Raw genomic sequence first — 22,846 nt, 5'->3', positions numbered from 1 at the left:
TAAAATCTAAAATCCTCAAGCCCCCGAATTTATCTCGCGCAAGTCAATCCAAAATCTAAAATCTAAAATCTAAAATCGAATGACTCATCATTACCTCACCGGAAAAAATCTTTGACTTTTGAGGGAAAACTTCAGAGTATGGGCGATCGCATTTTTACCATTCAGCAGTAAGGTACGCAGCGCGCACCTTACAAACTATTAACCTAGGACTATTCTGCCACTTCCTCAGATTCCGATTCTTCCGCCGATTCTTCACCAGCAGCCGGCACTAAAGCCACAGCTACGATGGAATCATCCTCATCTAACCGCTGCACCCGCACACCCGTTGCTGTGCGCGATTGAGTAGAAATTGCACTCACCGCCTGACGGATAATAATACCTCGGTTGGTAATGATCATCAATTCGTCATCTTCGTTGACAATTCGCAGGGCTGCTACCTGATCCTTACCCTTTTTCGACTTAAATTTAGTAGCCGTCAATCCTTTGCCTGCCCGTCTTTGTAGGCGGAATTGAGAAACAGGAACCCGCTTGCCGTAGCCGTTGGTGGTGATTACCAACACCGAAGGAACTTCGCTGCTAACTGTCGAAATTTCTTCAACCTCTTCGCCTTCAATTTCCTCTGCTTGCAATTCTAATTCTTCATCTTCCGTTTCCAATTCAGCACTTTCTGCCCCTTCAAATTCCGCTTCGTCCGTTTCTAATTGAGCAATATTAGCTCCCTCAAATTCGGAGTCTTCAGTTTCCAATTCAGCGATTTCGGCAACAATTGAACTGGGCAAAATGTCCATGCTAATCAACTCATCGCCTGATCGCAATTTCATTGATTTTACACCCCGCGTCGCGCGGCCGACTGGGCGCAACTGTTCGTGATTGGTGCGGAAATGAATTGCCATGCCTTGGCGCGTACCGATGATGATGCTGTCACCAACTTTTGCTCTCCGCACCCAGCGCAGTTGGTCGCCTTCTTCTAGAGAAATCGCGATTAATCCATTAGTGCGGATGTTGCCAAAAGCGGAAAGTGCGGTTTTCTTAATGTAGCCGCCGCGAGTCAGCATGACTAAGTATTCTTCGCTGGTGAATTCTGTGACTGACACCATAGAAGTGATTTTTTCTTCTATAGGAATCGGCAGCAGTTGCACCACGGGAGTGCCGCGGGCCGTCCGGGAACAGACGGGGATTTGATAAGCTTTGACAGAGTAAACTACGCCCCTGTCGCTGAAGAACAAAACGCTGTCATGATCGCAGCAGGAAAGGAAATGTTCTACTCCGTCGTCTTCTTTCATTTTCGCGCCTGCTTTGCCGCGAGTAGCGCGACTTTGGGCCTCGAAAGTGCTGACAGGCATCCGCTTGATGTAGCCTTGCTCGGTGATCAGAATAATTGCTTGTTCGTTGGCAATTAAATCTCTTTCATCGATTTCTCCTTCGGCGTGTTCGATGACGCTGCGTCTAGGAGTGGCGATTTTGGTTTGGATTTCGACTGCTTCAAATTCGGCGATTTCTAAGATGCGTTCCCGGCGCGCTAAGATATCTTCCAAATCTTCAATTTTAGCTCGCAGTTCTTCGTGTTCTTGCTGAATTTTTTGCGCTTCTAATGCTGTCAAACGCCGGAGCTGCATTTGCAGAATGGCGTCGGATTGCTGTTCAGAAAGACCGTAATTATCCATCAATTCTTGTTTCGCTGCGGCGGAGTCGGCAGCGGCGCGAATTAGGTGAATAATTGCATCTAAGTTTTCTAAGGCAATTAATAAGCCTTGCAGAAGGTGGTCGCGTTCTTCTGCTTTGCGGAGTTCGTATTGAGTCCGGCGAGTAATTGTCTCAATGCGGAAGTCTAGGAAGACATTGAGGAATTGGGAGAGCGTAAGTAGTTGGGGTTCCCCATTTACTAGCGCTAACATATTGGCTCCAAAGTTGGCTTGGAGGGGTGTTTGTTTGTAGAGGTTGTTGAGGACGACGCGGGGATAGGCGTCGCGCTTGAGTTCGATCACGATCCGCATTCCGTCTCTATCGCTTTCGTCGCGAATGTCGGAAATTCCATCTAATCTTTTGTCGTTGACAAGTTCGGCAATTTTCTCAATTAGCCCTGCTTTGTTTGTTTGGTAAGGTAATTCGGTGATAATAATTGCTTCTTTGTCGGGGCGGCCGGGATGTTCGATGGTTTCAATGTTGGCGACTCCGCGCATTGTAATCGAACCGCGCCCGGTGGTGTAAGCATCGCGAATGCCGCCTCTACCGAGAATTTGCCCTCCGGTGGGAAAGTCCGGGCCGGGGATGTACTGCATCAATTCCAGGTCAGTAATGGCTGGATTGTGAATTAGCGCTACTAAACCGTCAATTATTTCGCCTAAATTGTGGGGCGGAATGTTGGTGGCCATCCCTACAGCAATCCCGGAGGAACCGTTGAGCAAAATTTGGGGGATGCGTGCCGGGAGTACGAGGGGTTCTTGCTGGGAACCGTCGAAGTTGTCGCCGAAATCAACTGTTTCCGAGTCGATGTCGCGCAGCATGGAGTCGCTAGTCAAGGCTGTGAGGCGACATTCGGTGTACCGCATGGCAGCGGGCGGGTCGTTGTCAACGGAGCCGAAGTTGCCGTGGCCGTTGATCAGGCGTTCCCGCATGGAGAAATCCTGAGCCATCCGCACCAGGGCGTCGTAAACCGCTGTATCTCCGTGCGGGTGATACTTGCCCAGCACCTCCCCCACGACGCGGGCGCATTTGCGGAAAGGTCGATCGGGAGTCAAGCCCAATTCGTTCATGGCGTAGAGAATGCGTCGGTGAACGGGCTTGAGACCGTCCCTGGCATCTGGTAGCGCCCGACCGACTATTACGCTCATGGCGTATTCCAAGTACGATCGGGACATCTCATTACCCAGATCCGTCGGGATTATCCGCGACTCAGAGGTGCTCATAGGTTGAAAAACTCCGTTAAAAATTTAAATTTGACCGCTATAAATCTCAAAAATGCGATAAAATCGGTTTGGATTCAGTAGAGCTGCCAAATATTGCCAATTACTCCTGAAATTATATCACAATTTGCCTTGGAATTTATGGGAAAGTTGCCAGAAAAATTAAGGGACGAAACCAGCACAATTGATAATTTGTCAGTTGGTGATTTTGTCAGCAGTTGGCAAAAGCTAAAAAGGTTTTTTTAGGCGATCGGGTTTCATGCTTTCGTGAGTTTTTTTGACGGCCATCTAAGAAATTAAAATGGTTACTCGATCGAAATTTTAATTTCACAAAACCGAAGGCCTTCTTAAAGCTAAGTAAAAATCTAAAATCTAAAATCTAAAATCTAAAATCAGCCGATGCTACCCGTCATCTACTCCGAAGATTTCTTGCTGCACAAGACTGGAATGCTTCACCCAGAGCGACCAGAACGTTTAACGGCGATCGTCAATGCTCTGAAAGCTGCTCCCTGGGCGGATCAAATTGAGTGGCAACTGCCCACCCCAGTGGCGCAGCGCGAACAACAACTGTTATCGGCTATCAAAAAAGTTCACTCGCAAAGATACATCAAAGAAATCGAACATTTGGCTCATCGGGGTGGCGGCTACCTCGACGGTGATACGCCGATTTCTGCTGAAAGTTACGACGTAGCGCTGCTGGCGGCGAGTGCTTGGCTCGATGGGGTCGATCGAGTGGTGGTTGCGGGGGAACCGGCTTTTGTACTGGCCCGGCCGCCGGGACACCACGCTGAAAACGCCCGCGCGATGGGTTTTTGCTTGTTTTCCAATGCTGCGATCGCCGCTCACTACGCCTTGGAACAGCCGGGAATCAACCGTGTCGCCATCCTCGACTGGGACGTACACCACGGCAACGGCACTCAATCTTTGGTGGAAAGCTGCCGGCAAATTGCCTACTGTTCCCTGCATCAATCTCCTTGCTATCCGGGAACGGGAGATGCCGAGGAGCGCGGTGCCTACGACAACGTGCTGAACATTCCCCTCTATCCCGGCAGTGGCATAGCTGAATACCTGAGCGCCTTTGAATCTCTTGTCGTGCCTTTTTTGTCCAAATTTGAACCGGATTTGTTGATTGTCAGCGCTGGTTATGACGCTACTGCGTCCGATCCGCTGGCGAGTATGACTCTGATGCCGTCAGATTTCGGTACTTTCACCGGATACTGCCTGCAACTCACCCGCCGCATAGCTTTTGGTTTGGAGGGGGGTTACGCACTGAAAGATTTGGCAGAGTCGGTTGTGGCGACTATTGACCGATGCCTCAATTAGCTGGAAAATTGGCATAGGGGAAAATAAGGTTGAGAAGCCATGAGGACGAGATGGAGAGTTTTTGAGGGCGATCGCGCTTGATGGTCTTTTTCCCTCTGACTTCTGACTTTTCCCCTCTGACTTTAGTGACAAGCATCACAAATTTAAGAGATCCAAGTCACTGCCGATCCAAGTCTCGGTCACAGATTTTTAGCCAAAAAATCACACCGTGTCAATGTTTTCGATCGCCTTTGAAGTCACTCCCAGAGTGCACAATAAAAATACAACAAGCCTGTTAAAATTTTATCTGTCTCAATCAACTAGGAGGTTTATCATGTCAGTATCCCAAATGACACTCGAAGAGTTATTTGGTCAGGTCATGTTCTCCAGCGTCGTGACTCGCCACGACCGGAGACAGCTCAGATCTGCACTCTTAGAAAGAACACTGAATGAAGATGAGTATGCCATCATCAACCGACTGCTGTACAACGTTCGCCGCGGTTGGGTAAAAATTGTCGATTAAAGACCTGGCAACCACTCTCTGTAAAGGAGTTAATACCATTTTCGATTTTCGATTTTCGATTAAAGAATTGGTGATGACTGATAACTATCGGGATTGAGAGCACGAGCCTACAGTTACATTTTTTGGGAACTCGTTACAAGTAGAACTTGCCAATTCGGGAAGTTTTTTGTGTTTAATAGTTGGCTCGAAAGTGTGATGTGTTTGACCAGTGTGTTAATTATCAAAATCTCGCTACACATCAGCCTATAGGTAGAGATAATTATAAAATAACAGGTTTCGGGTGCATCTCTACTTGTTGAAAACTTGTGAGTTTTGAGTTGTTAACTGAAAAGTTATAATTAACTCAAAACTCATAATTTTTTGGATTTGAGATGGGAGATTGGAGAGTGGGAAAACTGATGAATATCAGAGTTGAAAACCGCTATAAAGTTAATATTTTTTAAACTGGCATTAAGAATCAAAACTAGAAGCAGTTTCCGGTTGAGGAGGAGTGTGCGATCGTTACCAGCACAGCCAGTCGTATTGGTCGATCGACCATTCCGGCAATTTGAGCTCAGAAGTGTCAAAATATTAACAACCAGTTCATCCCCAAAATATATGGCTCCCGCCGTTTTAATTGAAAATCTTCAGAAACGCTACGGCACTGTAGAAGCCGTTAAAGATGTTTCCTTCAAGGTAGAACCGGGGGAAATATTTGGTTTGCTAGGCCCCAACGGTGCAGGCAAAACCACAACCCTGCGGGTACTTTGTACTTTGAGTGCGCCCGATAGCGGACGCATTGAAGTGTCTGGCATTTCTGCTGTCAGCCAGCCGAGAATTGCTAGACAAAGACTAGGCTATGTCGCCCAAGAAGTGGCTCTCGATAAGGTGCTGACGGGGCGGGAACTCCTGCAACTGCAAGCAGCGCTTTACCATTTGCCGCGCCATACGATTAAAGGGCGGATTGACGAAATGGTGAAACTCCTCGGTTTGGAGGAGTGGGAAAATAAAAAGACGGGCACTTATTCCGGCGGTATCCGCAAACGCTTGGATTTGGCTGCTGGATTGCTGCATCAGCCTGATGTTTTGGTGTTAGACGAACCGACTGTCGGGCTCGATATTGAAAGCCGGGTGGTAGTGTGGGATTTCCTGCGCCGCTTGCGAGAGGAAGGTACTACGGTTTTGATAACGAGTCACTATCTCGAAGAAGTTGACGCTTTGGCCGATCGCGTGGCGATTATTGACAAGGGTACGGTAATTGCACAGGGCACGCCGGAGGAGTTGAAAAATCGGGTTGGGGGCGATCGGGTGACTCTGCGGATTCGGGAGTTTTCGCCGATGGAAGAAGCCGAAAAAGCTAAAACTCTGATGCAATCTTTGCCTTTTGTGCAGGAAGTAATTGTCAATACGGCTCAAGGAAATTCTCTCAATTTAGTAGTAACACCGCAAAGCGATGCGCTGGTGACTATTCAGCAAGCTTTAAAAGATGCGGGACTTCCTACTTTTGGGATTGCTCAATCTCGGCCGAGTTTGGATGATGTGTATTTGGCTGCGACTGGTAAGACTCTGTTGGATGCGGAGTTGGCTGCTGCTAGCAACCGCGATTTGAAGGCTGAGCAAAAACAGGCGATGCGATCGTAGTTTAGTTTAATAAACCTCTCCAATAATTATTGTGGAACAGGCATCTTGCCTGTTCGAGACGCTCTTTTCCTGAGCCCGTCAGGGGTTGAAACCCCTGCCTCAAAGCTAAAGTCCTCTCAAGAGGACTGAAGAAATCATTACTCATTAGTCCTATGCAAGAGGACTTTAGCTATTAGCCAGGGAATTAATTCCCTGGCGGTCTTTCGGTTGAAGCGAAAACCAATGAGCAATGCTTTATCCTTATCTTTTCGGCAGATTTGATATCATACATCCAACACTTGCTCTGCTGTCAATGCTAATTCGGGGAAAGTTCGAGATATAATTCGCTCAGTTCCTCGGTAAGCAGTCATTTGATAAACCCCATTTTCATCAAGTAGATAAACAAAAACAGTCGGTTCTTTCGGGTTGCCCAAATAGTTTCTGCTACCCAAAGCTAAATAATCGACAATCCAATATTCAGAAATTCCCAGCCGCTGATATTCATCCAGCTTGTCGATATAATCATCTTCCCAATTTGTTGAGACAACTTCTACAACTAATTGTGGTGGTTCAGTTAGGGCTGAGAGGGCGAAATGTTGAGATTTCCAGAGGGTTTTGTCTACTATTGTAACATCAGGATGGCGGCCTTGTTCTTTACCATTCGGGGTTAATGTCCTGACTACAATTCGGCCAGATACCCTGTAATTTAGGTTGAGTATTTTTACCTCGTCTTGGAACGTATTTTCAATAAAATCAGCTACATTTTCGTGGAGTCTGATTGTTGGTAATATTTTGACAATTTCTCCATTAACCAGTTCATAACGTCCGTCTTCATCTGGAAGTTGCTTGATGAATCGATCGAAAGTGAGCATTAGTTTAGGTTGGGTTTGAGTTGCGATCGTGGTTTACTCTCATTTAGCTAGATTAGGACTTACGCATGGTGGCCCAGAAACCGGGTTTTTTTACGAAATACTTAGTTACATACCGTAAATTAGGTAAAAAACCCGGTTTCTTTAATCGGAGCGTGTCCCGGACTATAGATATTTAAGACTATTCTGCAACCATTTTAACATACTGTTTTAACACAGGTGGAATCGTGAAAATGGTTTCTGTTTCACCGCTCAATTTTTCGATCATTCCCCGTCTGGCTAAAGATTGAATTGCTTTACATAATTCACGTTGTGAGCCTTGACATTTTGCCATCCATAGGGTAAACGAAACAGGCTCGATTTCATTACTAAGTTGCGAAATCGCCTGTTTTTCTATTTCCGACAACCGCTGATAGTGCTGCTGCAATATCGGTGTCAATTCATCGCTTAAAAATACTGGTTGACAGCTTAAATATTGAGAGACTCTACCGCCAAATAAGTTGTTAATGGTTTGAGCGACTAATTTTAACCACAGGGGATTACTTTGATAAAGGTTAATCAATTCTGGCCAGTATTCTTCATCCAACAAACCCTTTTGTCTAAGAATTTCTGTTGCGGCTTCACCTAAACCGGTTAACTGCAACAAACATACTGCTGAATTATCGTCAGTGAAGGTGATGATGTCTGAGGGAGGTTCCCAACTATTGAGGATTAAGCAGCTATTGTGGGGAATTTCGCCGATGAGTTTAAATAGGGTTCCGTAGTTTTCATATCCGGGTTTATAATTTCCTGCAAGTTGCCCGCTGCTGAGAATTTGCTGCACGTCATCGAGGATGATGAGACAGCGATTTTCGCGCAATGTTTCTATTAGGATTGACAATTGAGCATCGGTGTTGTCGGAAAAGTTAATATCGGTTCGATCGCAGAGAAATTGAATAATATTTTTGAGTGTTGTTTCGAGGGGCCCGGAGGTGCGGAGACTGCGCCAGATGATGCGATCGAATTGAGTTTGAATTTGGGGGATGAGGTGACGGGCGATCGTACTTTTGCCGGTGCCTGTCATGCCTGTGATGGTGAGGAGGCGGCAGTTTTGGCGGGCGATCGCATTTTCGAGGGCGGTGAGGGGTGAGTTGGGGTAGTTGTAGAAGGTTTTGATCTCCGGTGCATCTCTTAGATCGAGTCGCAGTTTCTCTTGGGTGTTGTCTTCATTTGAGGTTTGTGCAGGGGGTGAGTGTTGTGGAGCTTTTGGAGGGCGTGAGGTTTCTGTGCAAACGTTGATGTTACCTTTGTTTTGTACAAAATTAAAATCACCAAAATTTGAAACTTTAGAAAATTCATACCTCTCCATTGTGGAGCGCAAATTTGATTTCATTACATCTTCATCTAATATTTCTGAAAGAGTTTGCCATAACTTTGAGGCAATATTTCTGACATGGCGTTCAGTACAATGAACCTCTTTAGAAATTTCGGAGTATCTTTTACCTTGCCACGTTCCCCGTACTACTGCCTGTTGCAGATCGTCCAATCGTTTGCCGGTCTTAGCGAACACCAAGCCATCGGCCAACCTTAAGAGTTCTTGAACATCCATTTATTGGGTAAATGTAGGAGGTTTTATCTATTGTATCAGACTTTTTCTGACGTTTTATGGCTAAGAAGGACAAAATATGACTTTTAACGGCTAGCTAATTTTATTAACTCCGGGCAAATTGTGACATTCTCCTACTTTCCAATACATAAAAATTAAATTAAAATTTAATCACGGGCTTTAAAAAAATCTTAGGCAACCTAAAAGATTTTAACAATGTAAATCTGACTGGCGCAACTAGGCCAGATATCACCGTGCATCCCTAACGGTTAAAAAAAGTTGCTCCAAAGGTGCCTACATCCGCTACTCCAGCGGTTAAAGAAGTTGCTGGCAATGCTGCTGCATCGGTGAACAATGTTTAGCCGCTTTTAGCCTCGTGAAATCTTCGGCAAATATTTATAACTTACGAGAGGAAAGAAATCATGTCTAGTGCATTATCCCTACCGCAAGCTAATTTAAAAATGGCTCTCTGGCAAGTCGATGCTGATGCAATGAGTAGCAGCGACTTGTATGTATGGTTAAATGATATCGGCTTGCCGCATGAAGTCTCGATGCGGCTGCATGAACTTGCCACATACACTAAAAAAGCTGCTAACAAAGTTTTACTTATCGGCAAAATTCTCCTGATTAAAATTATAGAATTTGTCAAAGCGCATCCCAATTTAGTTATAGGGGTTGCTGTTGGTGTCGCTGTAAGAATTTTGGCAAGTTCGATACCATTTGTCGGCCCGTTATTAGAACCTTTGGCAACAGCGCTGGGTATCCCAATTGGTGCAATAGCAGGCCACCGACTCGATCGAGGCAAAGAGGTGTCTGATGGAATTATTGGAATTGCTCAAAACATTATTGAGATTGCCAAAGCATTTTTTCAACTACTGATAGACGTTTTCAATACAATTTTTCGCAACGTCATCACTGCTTAACTGCCTAAATTAGCAAAAAAATTGAGGTCTAATATGTCTGCAAATAAAACGCCAACCAAAGAGCAAATTCTGAAGTCAATAGAGCAACTGGAAAAAAACCCACATGATAAATTAGGGATTTTAGGAGATATTGGCATTGGTGTGGTGGGGGCTGCCGGTGCTGGTGCGGCGGCGGCAGCTTTCGGTGGTGGATCTGTATTATTTGGGTTAATAGCCGTTGCACCTCCCGTAGGATTAGTTGTTGGCGGTGCAGCTTTAGGTGCTGCTGCTCTTGTAGGGGTAAAACGAATGTTATTTGATGGCACTTTTGACCAGGGAAAACAAGCAGAAATGCTTAAAAACTTAAAAGAACAGCTAAGAGATGTTGAAGCCAAAGAAAGAGCCTCTAAGCTGGAAGACAGCGATAAAACTAAATTTATTGTTTCGTTGAAAGAACCCGTCAGGCTCGATTTAATTAGCCCGAAAGACGCTCAGGATTTAATTAGGGCCGTAGAAAGCGGTAAAATTGCAATCAAAGAGGCGATTAAAATGGTTGAGAATGTGGTAAAAGCTGCTAAACCATAACTGCCTTCTGACTGCGTAACCTGGGAATGCTAAGTTGTAAGTCTGCGATCGCCCTTACTTAAACCAAGTGCGATCGCCCCCTAGTTTTCTGGAAAATAACGCTCCAAAAATTCCTTAGCCGTAACAATAGGAATCCCCTCATATTCCTGCAACACTAACAAATCCAGATCGCCCGTAACAATTGCATCAGCATCAGCAGCGATCACAGTTCCTAAAATCATATTGTCATTAGCATCTCGTAACTCAGGCACGTTGATAGTGGAAATCGGATAAATCTCCACTAACTCTCGTGTTCCGCTCATTAAACCATTAACGGTAAAACTCAAAGACTGTAATCTCGCCTGGAGTTTTTGTTTGTTCAAAGTATTCTCTAATTCTGCTAGTATTGGTTCAGAAGCACAAATTATGAGTTTACGAGTTCGAGCTAATCTGAATAAACGAGCTGGGATACCTCCCCACAGCCAGCCTGACACAAAGATATTAGTATCCACTACAATTTTCATTTGTGCGACTCTTTTTCAGAACGTTTCTCCCGACGCACTTCCCGCACAAGTTCGCAAATTTCTTCCATTGTTAACTCATCAGGATCTGGACTCGCTGCTTCTATTCGCCGTTCCCATTCCTCCCAGTCAAAACCTGTTACCTTCTGAAAAACAATACTATCTCCTGTAACTGTAACTGCATATCGATCCCCAGGCTTCAGTTGAGCTTCAATCTCAGCGGGAATTTCTAACTTACCGTCGGGGTTGACAGGAATAGTAATATTTGATTTCAGAATGTATTCTCGCAGGTGTTCAACAACTCTATCTTGAAGAGTTTCTGGCAAAGATTCCATGATTTTAACCAAAGTGGCGATCGCCCTTGATGACATAGCTTTATCCTCCTAATAAATCAAGTTTTTATTTAGCATATTTGATGAGCTTATTCTCAATTTTAGACCGATCGCCCGCCCAACACCACCAATACCTCCAGACTTGCTACTGTAAAGAGAGTTAGATTTAATCAAAATCAGCGCAAGCAATTATGAGCGGTACTGTTACATCCCCCAACAACCTCAACCAGCAGCGGCCACTCTCCACGGCATCCGCTGACACTTCCAGTTCCCTGCTGGGCGACTTCATCCAAGAAACACTCGCCTTAACCAAGCGCCTGTTTATTCAATTGCAGCGCCGCCCCTCCACGCTAGTTGCAGGCATTATTCAGCCCCTGATGTGGTTGGTTTTGTTCGGAGCTCTGTTTGAAAATGCACCCGCCGGCTTGTTCGGCGAAAGCCAGAATTACGGACAATTTCTGGGCGCTGGTGTAATCGTTTTTACAGCTTTTGCCGGGGCGCTGAATGCTGGTTTGCCGATTATGTTCGATCGCGAGTTCGGATTTCTCAACCGCTTGTTAGTCGCGCCGTTGGCTTCCAGATTTTCGATAGTCCTGGCTTCGGCTATTTTTATCGTCACCCTCAGCTTTATTCAAACCGGCACAATCGTTACAGCGGGCGCCTTCTTGGGCGCGGGATTCCCCGGAATTGCCGGACTAGGGGCGATCGCCCTAATTGTCCTACTATTAGTTTTGGGCGTCACCGGCTTGAGTCTGGGTTTAGCCTTCGCTCTCCCCGGCCACGTAGAATTAATAGCGGTAATTTTTGTTACTAACTTGCCGCTGTTATTTGCCAGCACAGCCCTCGCGCCGCTGTCATTTATGCCAGAGTGGCTGCAAGTTGTGGTGACTCTCAATCCTCTGAGTTATGCGATCGAACCCATCCGCTACCTGTACCTGCACAGCGATTGGTCGCTAGCGAGTGTCGTGATGCAGGCTCCTTGGGGTACTGTCACCTTTGGAGGAGCGCTATTAGTGCTGCTGGCGTTTGATTTGGTGGCGCTGCTGAGCATTCAACCGCTGCTGCGACGCCGGTTTGCTTAGGGCGATGTTTCACCTGCACCGTCAATTCTAGGATGCCTTTCGTCCTGTCAACTTAAGCTAAAACCGATAGTCCGTCAGGGGTTGAAACAACAGCCTCCAAGCGAAAGTCCTCTTGCATAGGACTAATGACTTCTTCAGTCCTCTTTCAGAGGACTTTAGCTATGAGACAGGGAATTCATTCCCTGGCGGACTGCCGGGTAAGCGATAGGACTAATGACTTCTTCAGTCCTCTTTCAGAGGACTTTCGCTATGAGACAGGGAATTCATTCCCTGGCGGACTCTTGGGTAAGCGAGAGGACTGGCGGACTAAAAGCTTAAGTTGACACGACGAAAGGCATTGCCCTGTCCTTAGCCCCAGCGAAGTAATATAATATTTAGTCACAAGTCAGAATATTGTTTAGATAGAATTGTTTTTTTGAAGATTCAACTAATAAATGATGAACACCAAAACTTCCAAATCCGGCAAATTGATGATTGGGATTGCTGCAAGCGCGATCGCATCCTGTGCTCTGTTCTCCCCTCAAGCAAGCTTCGCTCAAGCCAGCGGTTTAAATAATGCCCAACCGCTGCAAGACTTTCAAACTCAAGACAATACCGATCCATTTTCCGGCGACAGCAACGGAAGCGCAATCTTGGATTTAATTCACAGATCCAGATTGGGAGGCGGCCGCAGCATGGAAGAATTTACTACCGAACAGCGCCAAAATTTAAACGATGCGGCCGCAGAATTTCGGAACAAACAGCGCCTACTACTGGAAAAGCAAGCAGTACCTACACCAGGGGCGATCGCACCTACAGAAATTACCGCCCCTGTCCCTTAAATTGATTTCTTAGTCCGCGAAGGCGGACTTCGTTTGTCTAGCAGCGGTTTCAACCGCCAAGTTTTAATCTTTATTTATTAGTCCGCGTAGGCGGACTTCGTTTGTCTAGCAGCGGTTTCAACCGCCGAACGATCTAAAAACCATCCCCCTTAATCCCGTTCCAACCACGCCCGCATTTTACCCGGATTAAGCAAACCGTAAGGATCGACCAACTCTTTAAACTGCAACTGTTCCACATTAATACTTTTCATCCCTCCATCTTCCAATATATAAGTGTGAGGATTAGCAATCAGTGCGCCTTGCTCTTCATGATAGCGAATAATTTCATTGAGCCGTGATTCCGTAGTGTAGCGAACTATTTGCAAAGCCGCAGCGATCGCCCTGCCATTCATCCGCAAAAACTCCAAGTGCATCATCACCTCATCCCCATAATAATTATACAGTTCCTCAATCAATTTCAAACCTTTATCTGCGGGAAAAAGCGTCTGCAAATAAGTCAGAGACGGGTCAGCGCTGCGAGCGTGTAGAGTTGTATGATTCCAAGTAAATTCAGCAATGGCTGCACCTTTGCTCGCTGCTTGCGCGTTTTTTTGATAGCAAATTGTGCCGCCATATTCGCCCACCAAATCTTGCAGCGGTTCCAGACAAGATTCAGCTACCATTAACAAAGCACAGTGCTTACCTTCAGGAATCTCCTCGCGGAAAGCAGCAAAATAAGCAGGAATCGGCCAAGCACAAACACAAATTAGTTTTTTGATAATTCCGTCAGCATCGCCCAAAGCTTGACCGAAGTTTGCCGATGTCATAAAATCGTCAAAAGCGACGATGATTTCCGCCCAAGGATAAGCAGGGGCGAGGGGAATTTCTAACTCAGTAATAATCCCATTTGTGCCGTAAGCGTGATTGACTTTTTGCACTTCATCGCCGCGCAATTCGATGACGCGGGGATCGTCTTCCATTGTAACGACTCGAACGGCATGAAGATTTCCGCGATCGCGCAATTGCCCGTAAGTTATCGAACCAATTCCCCCGCTACCGCCGCCGATAAATCCCCCAATCGTTGCGGTGCGATAGGTTGAGGGAACCATCCGCAATTCCCAACCAGTTTCTCGCGCTTGTTTGTCGAAAACCGACATTTTCACCCCTGGTTCTACGCAAGCTAAACCCGGTTTTATCCAGCGGATACTGTTCATTTTGCTGGTATCTAAAATGACGCCGCCCTTGAGGGGAATACACTGCCCGTAATTGCCCGTTCCTGCACCTCTAACAGTTAGCGGAATTTTGGATTTGACGCAGGCTGCAGCAATCCGCAAAACTTCGGCTTCGCTGGCGGGACGAACTACTAAATCTCCTGTTTTATCACTTAAGAGAGGTTGCAAAACAGGACTGAAGTGATAATAGTCTTGAGATAGCTTGACAACTTGCGCGCGATCGCTAATTATTTCGATTCCCGATAGTTCCGAAGAAAAAGCATCCCAGTCAATACTTTGAATCGCAGTTGCAGTCATTTTGTTTCCTCAATCCTGACAGTATTATATATTTTATAAAAGCCAGTAGGGTGCGTTAGACGCAAACCCTAATTATTTCGCGCACATCCTCAGCCTGACGCACCTTACAAGTCGATTGAATCGCGACAATTGCCTCCAAGACTGCTTTTTTCAATTAACAAATCCCCCAAACACCGCCATACCGTAGTATTTCCAAGGCACTGCAACAGTGTCAAATCTAGCTTTTACCAGCATTTCCAACTGTGCCGAAAGTGTAGCTAGGCGATCGGGATTAGAATATCCGTAAGAGACACTCTTCCCCACATTTGCGCGAATTTGTGCTAATGTTTCCCCCTGACTTAGCGCCCAATCTTCTCGCGCCGCTTGATAAATATCTTTCATTGCTGCTGATTCTGCTAAAAGAGGATCGGCATTCCAAAAACAGCCACCAGCATTTAAACTTTCGCGAATCCGTTGAAACAATTTTAACTTAATGTCATCCTCAAGATGATGAATTGCCAGAGATGAAATGCAAGCATTGAATTTATCGCCCAAGCCTGAGAAATTTGGATTGTTTGCCCATTCTCCAAAATCCATTTCTATGCCAGTCCACCGGGCTGCGTATCCTGCAGACTCAATTTTGGCGCGGGCAAAATCAAGCATTCGCGGCGAGTAATCGACAGCAACTATTTCCGCAGACGGGTAGAGTTTGAGAACTTTTAAAGTGAGTTCCCCCGTACCGCAGCCTAGTTCTAAAATGCCGTCGTTTGTATTAGCAATGCAGCCTGCTAATACATCCAGCATTTCGTCATATTTAGGTAAAAGTCGCCGAATGCCGGTATCAAAATTGGCAGTATTGACGAAAACTTCTCCCGGAAAAATTTCGTTGCGCCCAGGTGAGGCAGTAGAGTCAGAATTCACGATCGTCAACCATAGACTACAATTGCTATCCTAACTGAAATAGAGCAAAAAGTGCGGAAGTAGGGACAAGCCACTGCCCTGTCCTTACCCGATCATCTGTACTTCACTCAACACAAAACCGCTATATAGTTATGCGTATTTTTACGGATAAGCCAAACACTCGTGGTAAACAATAATTAACCGAAAGCATCCACGATACCCGCCACGTGATTCATCTGTCCAGAAATAAAAAACCTGTATCCGATGAAACTTGCCGAACGTATTTATCTCGCGCAAGTCAATGCTTCAATTCTTTAATGTAAAATCAAAAATCAAAAATCAAAAATCGATTGATCCTCCGTTACAGCCAGAGAGTCTTGCTTTACCCCGGACGCCAGCAAAAAACTTTGAACAAGCAGTGTTATGTTAGTAGTGAATAAATTGAAATAAAGATTAAACCTCAGACTTGAGGATACCATGCGCCAATTGATTTCTCGCAGTCGGGCTGCCATCAGCCAATTAGTTTACAAACAAATTCTCCTTGCTTTGACAATTTTATTTGGTGTCGGCGTAGGGAGAGCGATGGCAAGTATGTCTGAGCTTTCCTCCATCCTGACGGGATTGCAGGCGCGATTCAAGTCACACAATCAACTTACGATATCTTGCAAAATAAGTATCTGTTTGAAAACAGAGGAATTATTCACATCAAAGGCAAGGGCTATATGAATACTTATCTGCTTGCAGGCAGGCTAGTCAGCGCCGTTTCGGTTTAATTTGTTTATTATATTATGAAGGGGTCTGCTAGTTAGTCGAGAGCGATCAGTCATTAGTCAGCAGCAAGCAGCCAAGAACTAACAGTTAGTCGCTGCTGACTGCTGACGGCGGACTATTACAGGAATTACACAGGGGATGTGAGAACCCGGTTTCTGCGCGGTTGCTTCGTTGACAACCCAAAATTGATTACCAGAAACCCGGTTTTTTTCCTATGTCCTACATTAGCCATTTGCCAAATAGTAAATTTTATGCCCTTGCCGATTTTATCATTCTTGAAATTTTTCCAATCTCGCTTGTCTAGGCAAATAGCTTTGTGGGTATTTGCTAGCATTCTTGTCATAGAAGGAATTATTTTAGTTCCCTCTTATTTTCGACGAGAAAATGAACTTTTAAGCCAACTGGAACAGGTATCTCGGGCGACTGTTGATTCCCTAGAGTTTGTGCTCCAACAAGATATTTCCGATCGCACTTTATTGCAAGAAGAAGTAAAAAATATTACTAAGGATTCTCAAGTAGTCTTAGGACTATCTATTTACCAAACTAACGGTGAACTAATATATACACTTGGCGAACCCCCAGAAATCAGTTTAGAGCAACTAAAAGAATCTCGCATAGTTCACAATCACAATTTCGATGGCAAGAGGTACGATATTGCTTGGACGGAGCGACATTTGGGAGGCGATTACATCTTAATTGTTCGCCACGATGCTTCCACAGTCCAGCCGGAACTCTACGCATTTATCGGACGGATTGCTGTTCTAGTCATCATTATATCAGCCTTTGTCACTTCTGTGACTATGTTGTTTTTAGGGCTGACAGTAATTTCACCTATCTTGAGATTGCGCGATGACTTGATCGCTGCTGGAGACGCTTTGAGCAAAGATCGAGAACAACCTGATTTCTACTCTCTGTCTGTCAAGCGGGATGACGAGTTGGGAGAACTCATGGTCGCCTTCAATCAAATGTTTCACCGAGTATACCAGGAAATTGCACAGCGGAAACAAGCTGAGGAAGTATTGCGCGCCGAACAAGAAAAGTCGGAACGTTTATTACTAAATATATTACCAGTAATGATTGCCGATCGCCTAAAACAAGGTCAGATAAATATTGCGGACGGATTTGCCGAAGTTACGGTTTTGTTTGCTGATATTGTGGGCTTTACCGAAATATCTTCGCGCACATCTCCTGAAGAATTAGTCGAGTTGCTTAACAAAATATTTTCATCTTTCGATCGCTTAAGCGAACAATACGGCTTAGAAAAAATTAAGACGATCGGCGACAATTATATGGTAGCAGGCGGTTTGCCGCTTCCCTGTACAAATCACGCCGAATCTATTGCCGAAATGGCCCTGGAAATGCAGCAAGAAATTATGAAATTCCGCGACGAATGCGGTAAACCTCTCAATATCCGCATTGGCATTAATACTGGGCCTGTTGTAGCAGGTGTCATCGGCACTAAAAAGTTTATTTACGATTTGTGGGGAGATGCTGTAAATACAGCAAGCCGCATGGAATCTCAGGGACTTCCGGGTAAAATTCAAGTTAGCAACTCAACTTATGAATTGCTGTGCGATAAGTATTTGTTGGAAAAGCGCGGTAAAATTAATGTTAAAGGCAAAGGAGCTATGACAACTTATTTGCTGAAAGGTCGAAAATTGTAACTGACAATTTTAACCATCGCCCGGGAATAAGTGAGATGGCGGCAGACGTTACAGCGCAGCCGCCCTCGACACCAAACTAGATTTTTTTTGAACGAACCGCGAAGACGCTAAGGACACGTAGGAAGAGAAGAAGAAAGAATCAAAAATAAAAAGTTCATAAGGTCGTTATTATTGCTATATTAAAAGGCAGGTTAATATTAGTAATCGGGGCAAAAATGACTGCGAATCAGGAACAGAATTCTTCAAATTCACCGATTTGGCAGCCCTTCACGCAAATGAAAACGGCTGCCCCGCCACTGAAGGTAATTCGCGGCAAAGGAGCGGTGCTGGAATTAGCAGACGGGCGGCAAATTCTCGACTGCATTTCTAGTTGGTGGGTGACAGTTCACGGGCACAGCCATCCGGTTCTCGCTGAGGCTCTTTACGAACAAGCCCAAAAGTTAGAACACGTAATTTTTGCCGGATTTACTCACGAACCTGCCCAGAAACTTGCGAATAAATTGCTAACTCATACGCCTGCTTCTTTAACGCGGATTTTCTTTTCTGATAACGGCTCGACTGCTGTTGAAGTTGCTCTGAAAATGGCATTTCAATATTGGCAAAATATCGGAGAAACTAATCGCACTAGCTTTATTAGTTTTGAGGGAGGTTATCACGGCGATACTGTGGGCGCGATGTCGGCTGGCAGAAGTTCGCTGTGGTGGGAATCTTTTGCACCTTTAATGTTTGCTGGGGATGTTGTTCCTTTTCCCGCGACTTTTAACGGCGATGAGGAGGTGGAAAGCAAGGAGGCGGCGAGTTTAGAGAAGTTGGAGTTTTTGTTAAAGCAGGGCGGCTATGCGGGAATTTTTATCGAACCTTTGGTGCAAGGTTCTGGGGGGATGCGAATGTGCCGCCCTGAGTTTTTGCAGGCGATCGCACAACTTGCCCGCCAGTTTAATGTATTGTTGATTTACGATGAAGTAATGACGGGTTTTGGGCGCACGGGCGAACTGTTTGCCTCGGTTAAATCTGCAACTTCACCGGATATCCTGTGTTTGTCTAAAGGATTGTCTGGTGGCTGTTTGCCAATTGCTGTCACAATGGCATCGGAGGATATTTATCAAGCTTTCTGGCGAGATGAATGGGACAAAGCTTTTTTTCACGGTCATTCTTACACCGGAAATCCCTTAGCTTGTGCGGTGAGTGTAGCATCCTTGGAGCTTTTGGAGCAAAACCCAAATGTGTATCAAGGGATGGAAAAACTCCACCACAAATATCTGAATCAATGGCTGAGAAATCATCCTAAACTAGAACGGATTCGGACTTGTGGCACCATCGTAGCAATGGATGTGAAAACGGAAAGCGATTCCGGTTATTTTAATGACATTGCTCCTGTATTGAAAGCCAGATTTCTCGAAGCGGGGTTTTTGCTCCGCCCCTTGGGAAATACGCTTTACTTGATGCCTCCCTACTGCATTTCTCCTGATGAACTAGAATCGATTTATCGGGTGATTCGTCAGGTTTTGGATACTCTGTAAACCCTTTAATTTTAGTAATGAATTTACCCAATTGGAACGATTTGGCTGACGACGCGCTGGCGGGCAAATGTCTCTCTCGCGAGCAATCTTTAGCCGTATTGCGCGCACCGGATGAGGTTTTGCTGGAACAACTAAACGCAGCTTATCGGGTGCGCCGCCACTACTGGGGAAACCGAGTCAGGCTGCACTATTTGTTAAATGCTCAAAGTGGCCTTTGTCCTGAAGATTGCCATTATTGTTCTCAGTCAAAAATTTCGACTGCGGAAATTGAGAAATATCCGCTTTTAGCTAAGGAGAAAATTCTGGATGCGGCCCAACGCGCCGCAGATTTAAAAGCAGGTACGTTTTGTTTGGTGATTTCGGGCCGCCAACCTAGCGCATCTACTTTCGATCGCGTTTTGGATGCTGTTGAGACTGTGAAGGCAAATTATAACCTGAAAATTTGTGCTTGTTTGGGATTGTTGAGCGAGGAACAAACTCATCGTTTGGCTAAAGCTGGAGTCGATCGCGTAAATCACAATCTCAATACTTCCGAATCATATCACTCGGACATTTGCACGACTCACACTTTTGGCGATCGGGTGGAAACCGTCGAACACGTAAAAGCAGCGGGTATCACAACTTGTTCCGGCGGAATTTTGGGGATGGGCGAATCGGATGATGATGCGATCGATTTAGCACTTTCGCTTCGCAACTTGGGCGTTACTAGCGTGCCGGTCAACTTTTTCATTCCAATTCCCGGAACGCCATTTGCAGAGGTGAACAGGTTAAATCCCCGCCAATGTTTGCGAATTCTCTGTTTGTTCCGATTTTTGCTTCCCAGTCAAGAAATTCGGATTGCTGGGGGACGAGAAGTGCATTTGCGATCGCTGCAACCTCTCGGCCTTTACCCTGCTAATTCTATCTTTGTTGGCGATTATCTGACAACTCCCGGACAAGCTGCCCATCAAGATTGGGACATGATTCGAGATGCGGGATTTGCGATCGAATCCCCCGAAGGTTCTCTCTTAGAAGTTGATTCAGCAGTTACCAAATCCGAACAAAAAACCCTGGCTGTGTAACTCTTACACCAGTTTTCAATCAGATGAAATAGAGTAGGACACGGCAGTGCCGTGTCCCTACCCAATATCTATATTTCATGTTTACGCATGGGCGGATAAAAACCGGATTTCTGAGGTAGCAAATGCGTCAGCCGTAAGGAATGAAAAATAAATAACTTAATGGTATCCGCTCAATAAATCGGGGTAACAGTAAAAAAAGAAGGTTCACAATCTAGGCACAGCACATTGGTAACAAGTTAAGCTTGTATGGCAGTTGTCAAGGGGGTTTGAGAAGATGTTTCAAAGAAATATCGATCGGAGCCTCGCTGTCGATCAGGGAAAGGTGCAACAATTAACTTAACATTGGGCTTTCGTTGAGATTTAACAATACCTAAATCTCGATTTTCACTGTAGTTTAGACTAAAAAATGAGCGCAGCTAAAAGTAGCCACCTTTGAATCTCAGGCAAGCTGTTGCTCAAAAACTCAAAAAGTAGAAGATTAAATAGCTAATCTTGAAGACTTTTTACGTCGAGAAACCCGTTTTTTAACGGTGGGATAGCACGGTGCCTTAGTTCGTACCCTTCCTTTTTCCCAACCGGGGGATTTTCCCCTATGTTTAGGGATTTTTGTTGGAGTCCCAATGTCAACCAAAAGCGAAAACATTGATTGGGCAACACGTCCAGGGGTTAAATTGATAGTAGCAGATTGCCTGCAGAAGTCTATTCTCGATTACTAAATCTCTGGCCAGCCAGAGTTGCCAACTCATCAATGGCATTAAATCACTCCAACGCTCGGATTGTTCAGGGGTTCTCAAATTAGGCAATGTCCAATGCAATCGTTGCTTCGCAAATCGATACCAATGATCGACTCCAAAGCGTCGCAAATATTTAAACCAAACAGTTTCTAAAGGTAGAGTTCGTTCTCCCACCCAAGCTAACCATAAGGGTGGAAATGGTTGACCGTTTGACATGGGCTTCATTCTTTCAACGAGGATTAAATTGACTTTTTGTTCAGGGGCACGATAAAAATGTAAGTCAATCCATTGTCTGACTCGGACTTGTCCCAACTCTGGATCTTCGTCAATTTCAATCGCAGTATCCGCTTCAGGCCATGTGGTTGGGTCATTGAGTCTCATTTTTTGCCCGTGCTTGTGCGGTCTACCACGACCACTATAGGCTGGTGGTGCTGACCATAAGCAGGCATTTTTTCGGACTCTGATTAAGCAATCAGCTTGAATATCTGCTTGTGCTAAAACCCAGGTTGCATTGCCATATTCTCGATCTAAAACTGCTAAAACTGGGTTGACACTATGTTCACAGACAAGTTTGAGTTGAGAAGCTGCTTGAAGTATGGGTGAAGACCCACTACTAATTCTTTCATGGAGCAGGGGTAATGCCCAACTTCCTTGTGTTTCAGGTAGTTAGAGTCGATAGGGGCATTTCTACCCCTACCTCTCCTTCAGAACGGAACGTGAAACTTTCGCTTCATTCCGCTCCTTGATATCTTCACCCTTTTTATGGGTACAATTTAAAACGGGTTATCATTGTAGCCCTTGAAGGAGCCATCATTTTCCGTTTTTGTGTCGTGACAATGTTTGTGTAGAAGTTGGAGGTTTATATATTCATCCTTACCACTTAGGGAGCGGGGTTGGACATGATCAACTTCTACAGTGTCTGTAGGTGTGAAGTACAAACCACAGTGGGTACATTTACCTTTTTGTTTTTTAAGAAGTGTTGCCACTCTCGTTGGTGTTTCAGGGTATTCTCCGCGTCTTTTGCTCCAGTAAATCCAGTCGCCATTATAGGGTGTTGAGTTGCCTTTTACTTTTGCGTGCCTCACTATTGGCGTTGCTGAGTGTTGGGATAACTCTAAACCGTCTTCTGTGCTGAAACACCAATTTCGGTCGCCTACTGTACGCCAGTATTTGTCTTTGTTGATGCTACCTTTTCCCCGTCGTTTTGCCCAGGCTCTTAATTTGTCGTAAGTAAGGTTATCTACTTTTCCAAATATTTCCTTACTTACTACTGTAGAGTAATAATTTGACCAACCCCTAATTATTGGATTCAGCCGACTAATTAAAGCAGCTTGTGGGGCGGTATTATGAATGTTTATTACTTCAGCTATTCGTGAGAGATGAGCTTTAATTTTTGGCTGTGAAGGGGTGATTAACGTCTTAAACCCTAGTGGTATTCCATTTGTACTTCTGGCACTTCGGTAGTTACCTACCTTATGTTGTTGTATGTGGAACCCTAGAAACTCAAACCCAACATTTCCATTGTATTCATTGAGGGTGTGGGTTAATTTTGTTTTACTTGGCTTTAATTCTAAGCCAATGTCACCTAACCATTCCGCAATTATCTGATGACAGGTTGTTACCACGTCAATGTCTTTGTGCATTATCACAAAGTCATCGGCGTATCGGATTAAGCTTAGGGATGCTCGTTTATCTCTCTTATTGAT

At 45.1% G+C, this 22,846-nt stretch carries 20 protein-coding genes and 1 pseudogene; 11 read left to right on the top strand and 10 right to left on the bottom strand.

The window, feature by feature from the left end:
- Nucleotides 1–209 precede the first annotated feature (209 nt).
- On the bottom strand, nt 210–2,906 hold the full coding sequence (gene gyrA / locus QUB39_RS28740) for a DNA gyrase subunit A (RefSeq protein ID WP_333211234.1): 2,697 nt from the start codon (nt 2,904–2,906) through the stop codon (nt 210–212).
- 396 nt (nt 2,907–3,302) lie between these two features.
- On the opposite strand from gyrA, the gene QUB39_RS28735 reads away from it, so the two are divergent.
- The 3 genes from QUB39_RS28735 (at nt 3,303) to QUB39_RS28725 (ending at nt 6,348) form a co-directional block, all read left to right on the top strand.
- On the top strand, nt 3,303–4,226 hold the full coding sequence (locus tag QUB39_RS28735) for a histone deacetylase (protein WP_333054432.1): 924 nt from the start codon (nt 3,303–3,305) through the stop codon (nt 4,224–4,226).
- A gap of 313 nt (nt 4,227–4,539) precedes the next feature.
- Complete coding sequence (locus QUB39_RS28730; protein WP_015175516.1) at nt 4,540–4,728, top strand: hypothetical protein; 189 nt, start codon at nt 4,540–4,542, stop codon at nt 4,726–4,728.
- A 597-nt stretch (nt 4,729–5,325) separates the two neighbouring features.
- Complete coding sequence (locus QUB39_RS28725) at nt 5,326–6,348, top strand: ABC transporter ATP-binding protein (RefSeq protein ID WP_333054556.1); 1,023 nt, start codon at nt 5,326–5,328, stop codon at nt 6,346–6,348.
- Nucleotides 6,349–6,611: 263 nt separating this feature from the next.
- On the opposite strand, the gene QUB39_RS28720 is transcribed toward QUB39_RS28725, so the two are convergent.
- Both QUB39_RS28720 and QUB39_RS28715 read right to left on the bottom strand, forming a co-directional pair.
- A complete protein-coding gene (locus tag QUB39_RS28720; RefSeq protein ID WP_333054430.1) occupies nt 6,612–7,199 on the bottom strand; it encodes a Uma2 family endonuclease in 588 nt (195 codons plus the stop codon).
- Between the two features lie 178 nt (nt 7,200–7,377).
- Nucleotides 7,378–8,784 (bottom strand): NB-ARC domain-containing protein, encoded by a 1,407-nt coding sequence (locus QUB39_RS28715; protein WP_333485219.1) that lies wholly within the window; start codon nt 8,782–8,784, stop codon nt 7,378–7,380.
- 419 nt (nt 8,785–9,203) lie between these two features.
- On the opposite strand from QUB39_RS28715, the gene QUB39_RS28710 reads away from it, so the two are divergent.
- The gene (locus tag QUB39_RS28710) at nt 9,204–9,704 is read left to right on the top strand and encodes a hypothetical protein (RefSeq protein WP_333485218.1); all 501 of its coding nucleotides are present in this window, start codon (nt 9,204–9,206) and stop codon (nt 9,702–9,704) included.
- 33 nt (nt 9,705–9,737) lie between these two features.
- Nucleotides 9,738–10,268, top strand: a complete 531-nt coding sequence (locus tag QUB39_RS28705; protein WP_333485217.1) for a hypothetical protein — start codon at nt 9,738–9,740, stop codon at nt 10,266–10,268.
- Nucleotides 10,269–10,348: 80 nt separating this feature from the next.
- Here QUB39_RS28705 and QUB39_RS28700 read toward each other — a convergent pair whose 3' ends face one another.
- Nucleotides 10,349–10,771 carry a putative toxin-antitoxin system toxin component, PIN family gene (locus QUB39_RS28700; protein ID WP_333485216.1) on the bottom strand — a complete coding sequence of 141 codons (423 nt, stop codon included), beginning with the start codon at nt 10,769–10,771 and terminating at the stop codon, nt 10,349–10,351.
- On the bottom strand, nt 10,768–11,139 hold the full coding sequence (locus tag QUB39_RS28695) for a hypothetical protein (protein ID WP_333054425.1): 372 nt from the start codon (nt 11,137–11,139) through the stop codon (nt 10,768–10,770). Before QUB39_RS28695 ends, QUB39_RS28700 begins: the two co-directional genes overlap by 4 nt.
- Nucleotides 11,140–11,291: 152 nt before the next feature.
- Between QUB39_RS28695 and QUB39_RS28690 the strand changes: the two genes are divergently transcribed.
- Together QUB39_RS28690 and QUB39_RS28685 are read left to right on the top strand one after the other, a co-directional pair.
- Entirely contained in the window at nt 11,292–12,182 is an 891-nt protein-coding gene (locus QUB39_RS28690) for an ABC transporter permease (RefSeq protein WP_332952239.1), read from the top strand.
- Between the two features lie 434 nt (nt 12,183–12,616).
- A complete protein-coding gene (locus tag QUB39_RS28685; RefSeq protein ID WP_333054423.1) occupies nt 12,617–13,003 on the top strand; it encodes a hypothetical protein in 387 nt (128 codons plus the stop codon).
- Between the two features lie 149 nt (nt 13,004–13,152).
- Here the strand turns inward: QUB39_RS28685 and QUB39_RS28680 are convergent, their stop codons facing one another.
- Together QUB39_RS28680 and QUB39_RS28675 are read right to left on the bottom strand one after the other, a co-directional pair.
- A complete protein-coding gene (locus tag QUB39_RS28680; RefSeq protein WP_333211222.1) occupies nt 13,153–14,511 on the bottom strand; it encodes an FAD-binding oxidoreductase in 1,359 nt (452 codons plus the stop codon).
- Between the two features lie 150 nt (nt 14,512–14,661).
- A complete protein-coding gene (locus QUB39_RS28675; RefSeq protein ID WP_333211220.1) occupies nt 14,662–15,411 on the bottom strand; it encodes a class I SAM-dependent methyltransferase in 750 nt (249 codons plus the stop codon).
- A gap of 599 nt (nt 15,412–16,010) precedes the next feature.
- Between QUB39_RS28675 and QUB39_RS28670 the strand changes: the two genes are divergently transcribed.
- From QUB39_RS28670 to bioB, 4 genes are all read left to right on the top strand, one after another.
- On the top strand, nt 16,011–16,163 hold the full coding sequence (locus QUB39_RS28670; RefSeq protein WP_333054555.1) for an adenylate/guanylate cyclase domain-containing protein: 153 nt from the start codon (nt 16,011–16,013) through the stop codon (nt 16,161–16,163).
- Between the two features lie 249 nt (nt 16,164–16,412).
- Nucleotides 16,413–17,825: an adenylate/guanylate cyclase domain-containing protein gene (locus tag QUB39_RS28665; protein ID WP_333054418.1), complete on the top strand. Its 1,413-nt coding sequence runs from the start codon at nt 16,413–16,415 to the stop codon at nt 17,823–17,825.
- 215 nt (nt 17,826–18,040) lie between these two features.
- Complete coding sequence (bioA, locus tag QUB39_RS28660) at nt 18,041–19,345, top strand: adenosylmethionine--8-amino-7-oxononanoate transaminase (RefSeq protein WP_333054416.1); 1,305 nt, start codon at nt 18,041–18,043, stop codon at nt 19,343–19,345.
- A gap of 17 nt (nt 19,346–19,362) precedes the next feature.
- Nucleotides 19,363–20,406 (top strand): biotin synthase BioB, encoded by a 1,044-nt coding sequence (gene bioB / locus QUB39_RS28655; RefSeq protein WP_333054415.1) that lies wholly within the window; start codon nt 19,363–19,365, stop codon nt 20,404–20,406.
- Between the two features lie 236 nt (nt 20,407–20,642).
- Here the strand turns inward: bioB and QUB39_RS28650 are convergent.
- The 3 genes and pseudogenes from QUB39_RS28650 to QUB39_RS28640 form a co-directional block, all read right to left on the bottom strand.
- Nucleotides 20,643–20,792, bottom strand: a pseudogene (locus QUB39_RS28650) (IS4 family transposase); the annotation flags it as partial.
- A gap of 237 nt (nt 20,793–21,029) precedes the next feature.
- Nucleotides 21,030–21,737 (bottom strand): transposase, encoded by a 708-nt coding sequence (locus QUB39_RS28645; protein WP_333054554.1) that lies wholly within the window; start codon nt 21,735–21,737, stop codon nt 21,030–21,032.
- Between the two features lie 176 nt (nt 21,738–21,913).
- On the bottom strand, nt 21,914–22,846 hold a 933-nt coding region (locus tag QUB39_RS28640), incomplete at its 5' end, for a group II intron maturase-specific domain-containing protein (RefSeq protein WP_333212893.1).

It is taken from the genome of Microcoleus sp. AT8-B5 (assembly GCF_036705565.1).
Classification (GTDB): Bacteria; Cyanobacteriota; Cyanobacteriia; order Cyanobacteriales; family Microcoleaceae; genus Microcoleus.
This window is presented reverse-complemented; position numbering and strand designations above follow the sequence as displayed.

Coding starts and splice junctions, on each gene's coding strand:
- gyrA (WP_333211234.1), bottom strand. CDS start 2,906: ATGAGCACCTCTGAGTCGCGGATAATCCCGACGGATCTGGGTAATGAG.
- QUB39_RS28735 (WP_333054432.1), top strand. CDS start 3,303: ATGCTACCCGTCATCTACTCCGAAGATTTCTTGCTGCACAAGACTGGA.
- QUB39_RS28730 (WP_015175516.1), top strand. CDS start 4,540: ATGTCAGTATCCCAAATGACACTCGAAGAGTTATTTGGTCAGGTCATG.
- QUB39_RS28725 (WP_333054556.1), top strand. CDS start 5,326: ATGGCTCCCGCCGTTTTAATTGAAAATCTTCAGAAACGCTACGGCACT.
- QUB39_RS28720 (WP_333054430.1), bottom strand. CDS start 7,199: ATGCTCACTTTCGATCGATTCATCAAGCAACTTCCAGATGAAGACGGA.
- QUB39_RS28715 (WP_333485219.1), bottom strand. CDS start 8,784: ATGGATGTTCAAGAACTCTTAAGGTTGGCCGATGGCTTGGTGTTCGCT.
- QUB39_RS28710 (WP_333485218.1), top strand. CDS start 9,204: ATGTCTAGTGCATTATCCCTACCGCAAGCTAATTTAAAAATGGCTCTC.
- QUB39_RS28705 (WP_333485217.1), top strand. CDS start 9,738: ATGTCTGCAAATAAAACGCCAACCAAAGAGCAAATTCTGAAGTCAATA.
- QUB39_RS28700 (WP_333485216.1), bottom strand. CDS start 10,771: ATGAAAATTGTAGTGGATACTAATATCTTTGTGTCAGGCTGGCTGTGG.
- QUB39_RS28695 (WP_333054425.1), bottom strand. CDS start 11,139: ATGTCATCAAGGGCGATCGCCACTTTGGTTAAAATCATGGAATCTTTG.
- QUB39_RS28690 (WP_332952239.1), top strand. CDS start 11,292: ATGAGCGGTACTGTTACATCCCCCAACAACCTCAACCAGCAGCGGCCA.
- QUB39_RS28685 (WP_333054423.1), top strand. CDS start 12,617: ATGATGAACACCAAAACTTCCAAATCCGGCAAATTGATGATTGGGATT.
- QUB39_RS28680 (WP_333211222.1), bottom strand. CDS start 14,511: ATGACTGCAACTGCGATTCAAAGTATTGACTGGGATGCTTTTTCTTCG.
- QUB39_RS28665 (WP_333054418.1), top strand. CDS start 16,413: ATGCCCTTGCCGATTTTATCATTCTTGAAATTTTTCCAATCTCGCTTG.
- bioA (WP_333054416.1), top strand. CDS start 18,041: ATGACTGCGAATCAGGAACAGAATTCTTCAAATTCACCGATTTGGCAG.
- bioB (WP_333054415.1), top strand. CDS start 19,363: ATGAATTTACCCAATTGGAACGATTTGGCTGACGACGCGCTGGCGGGC.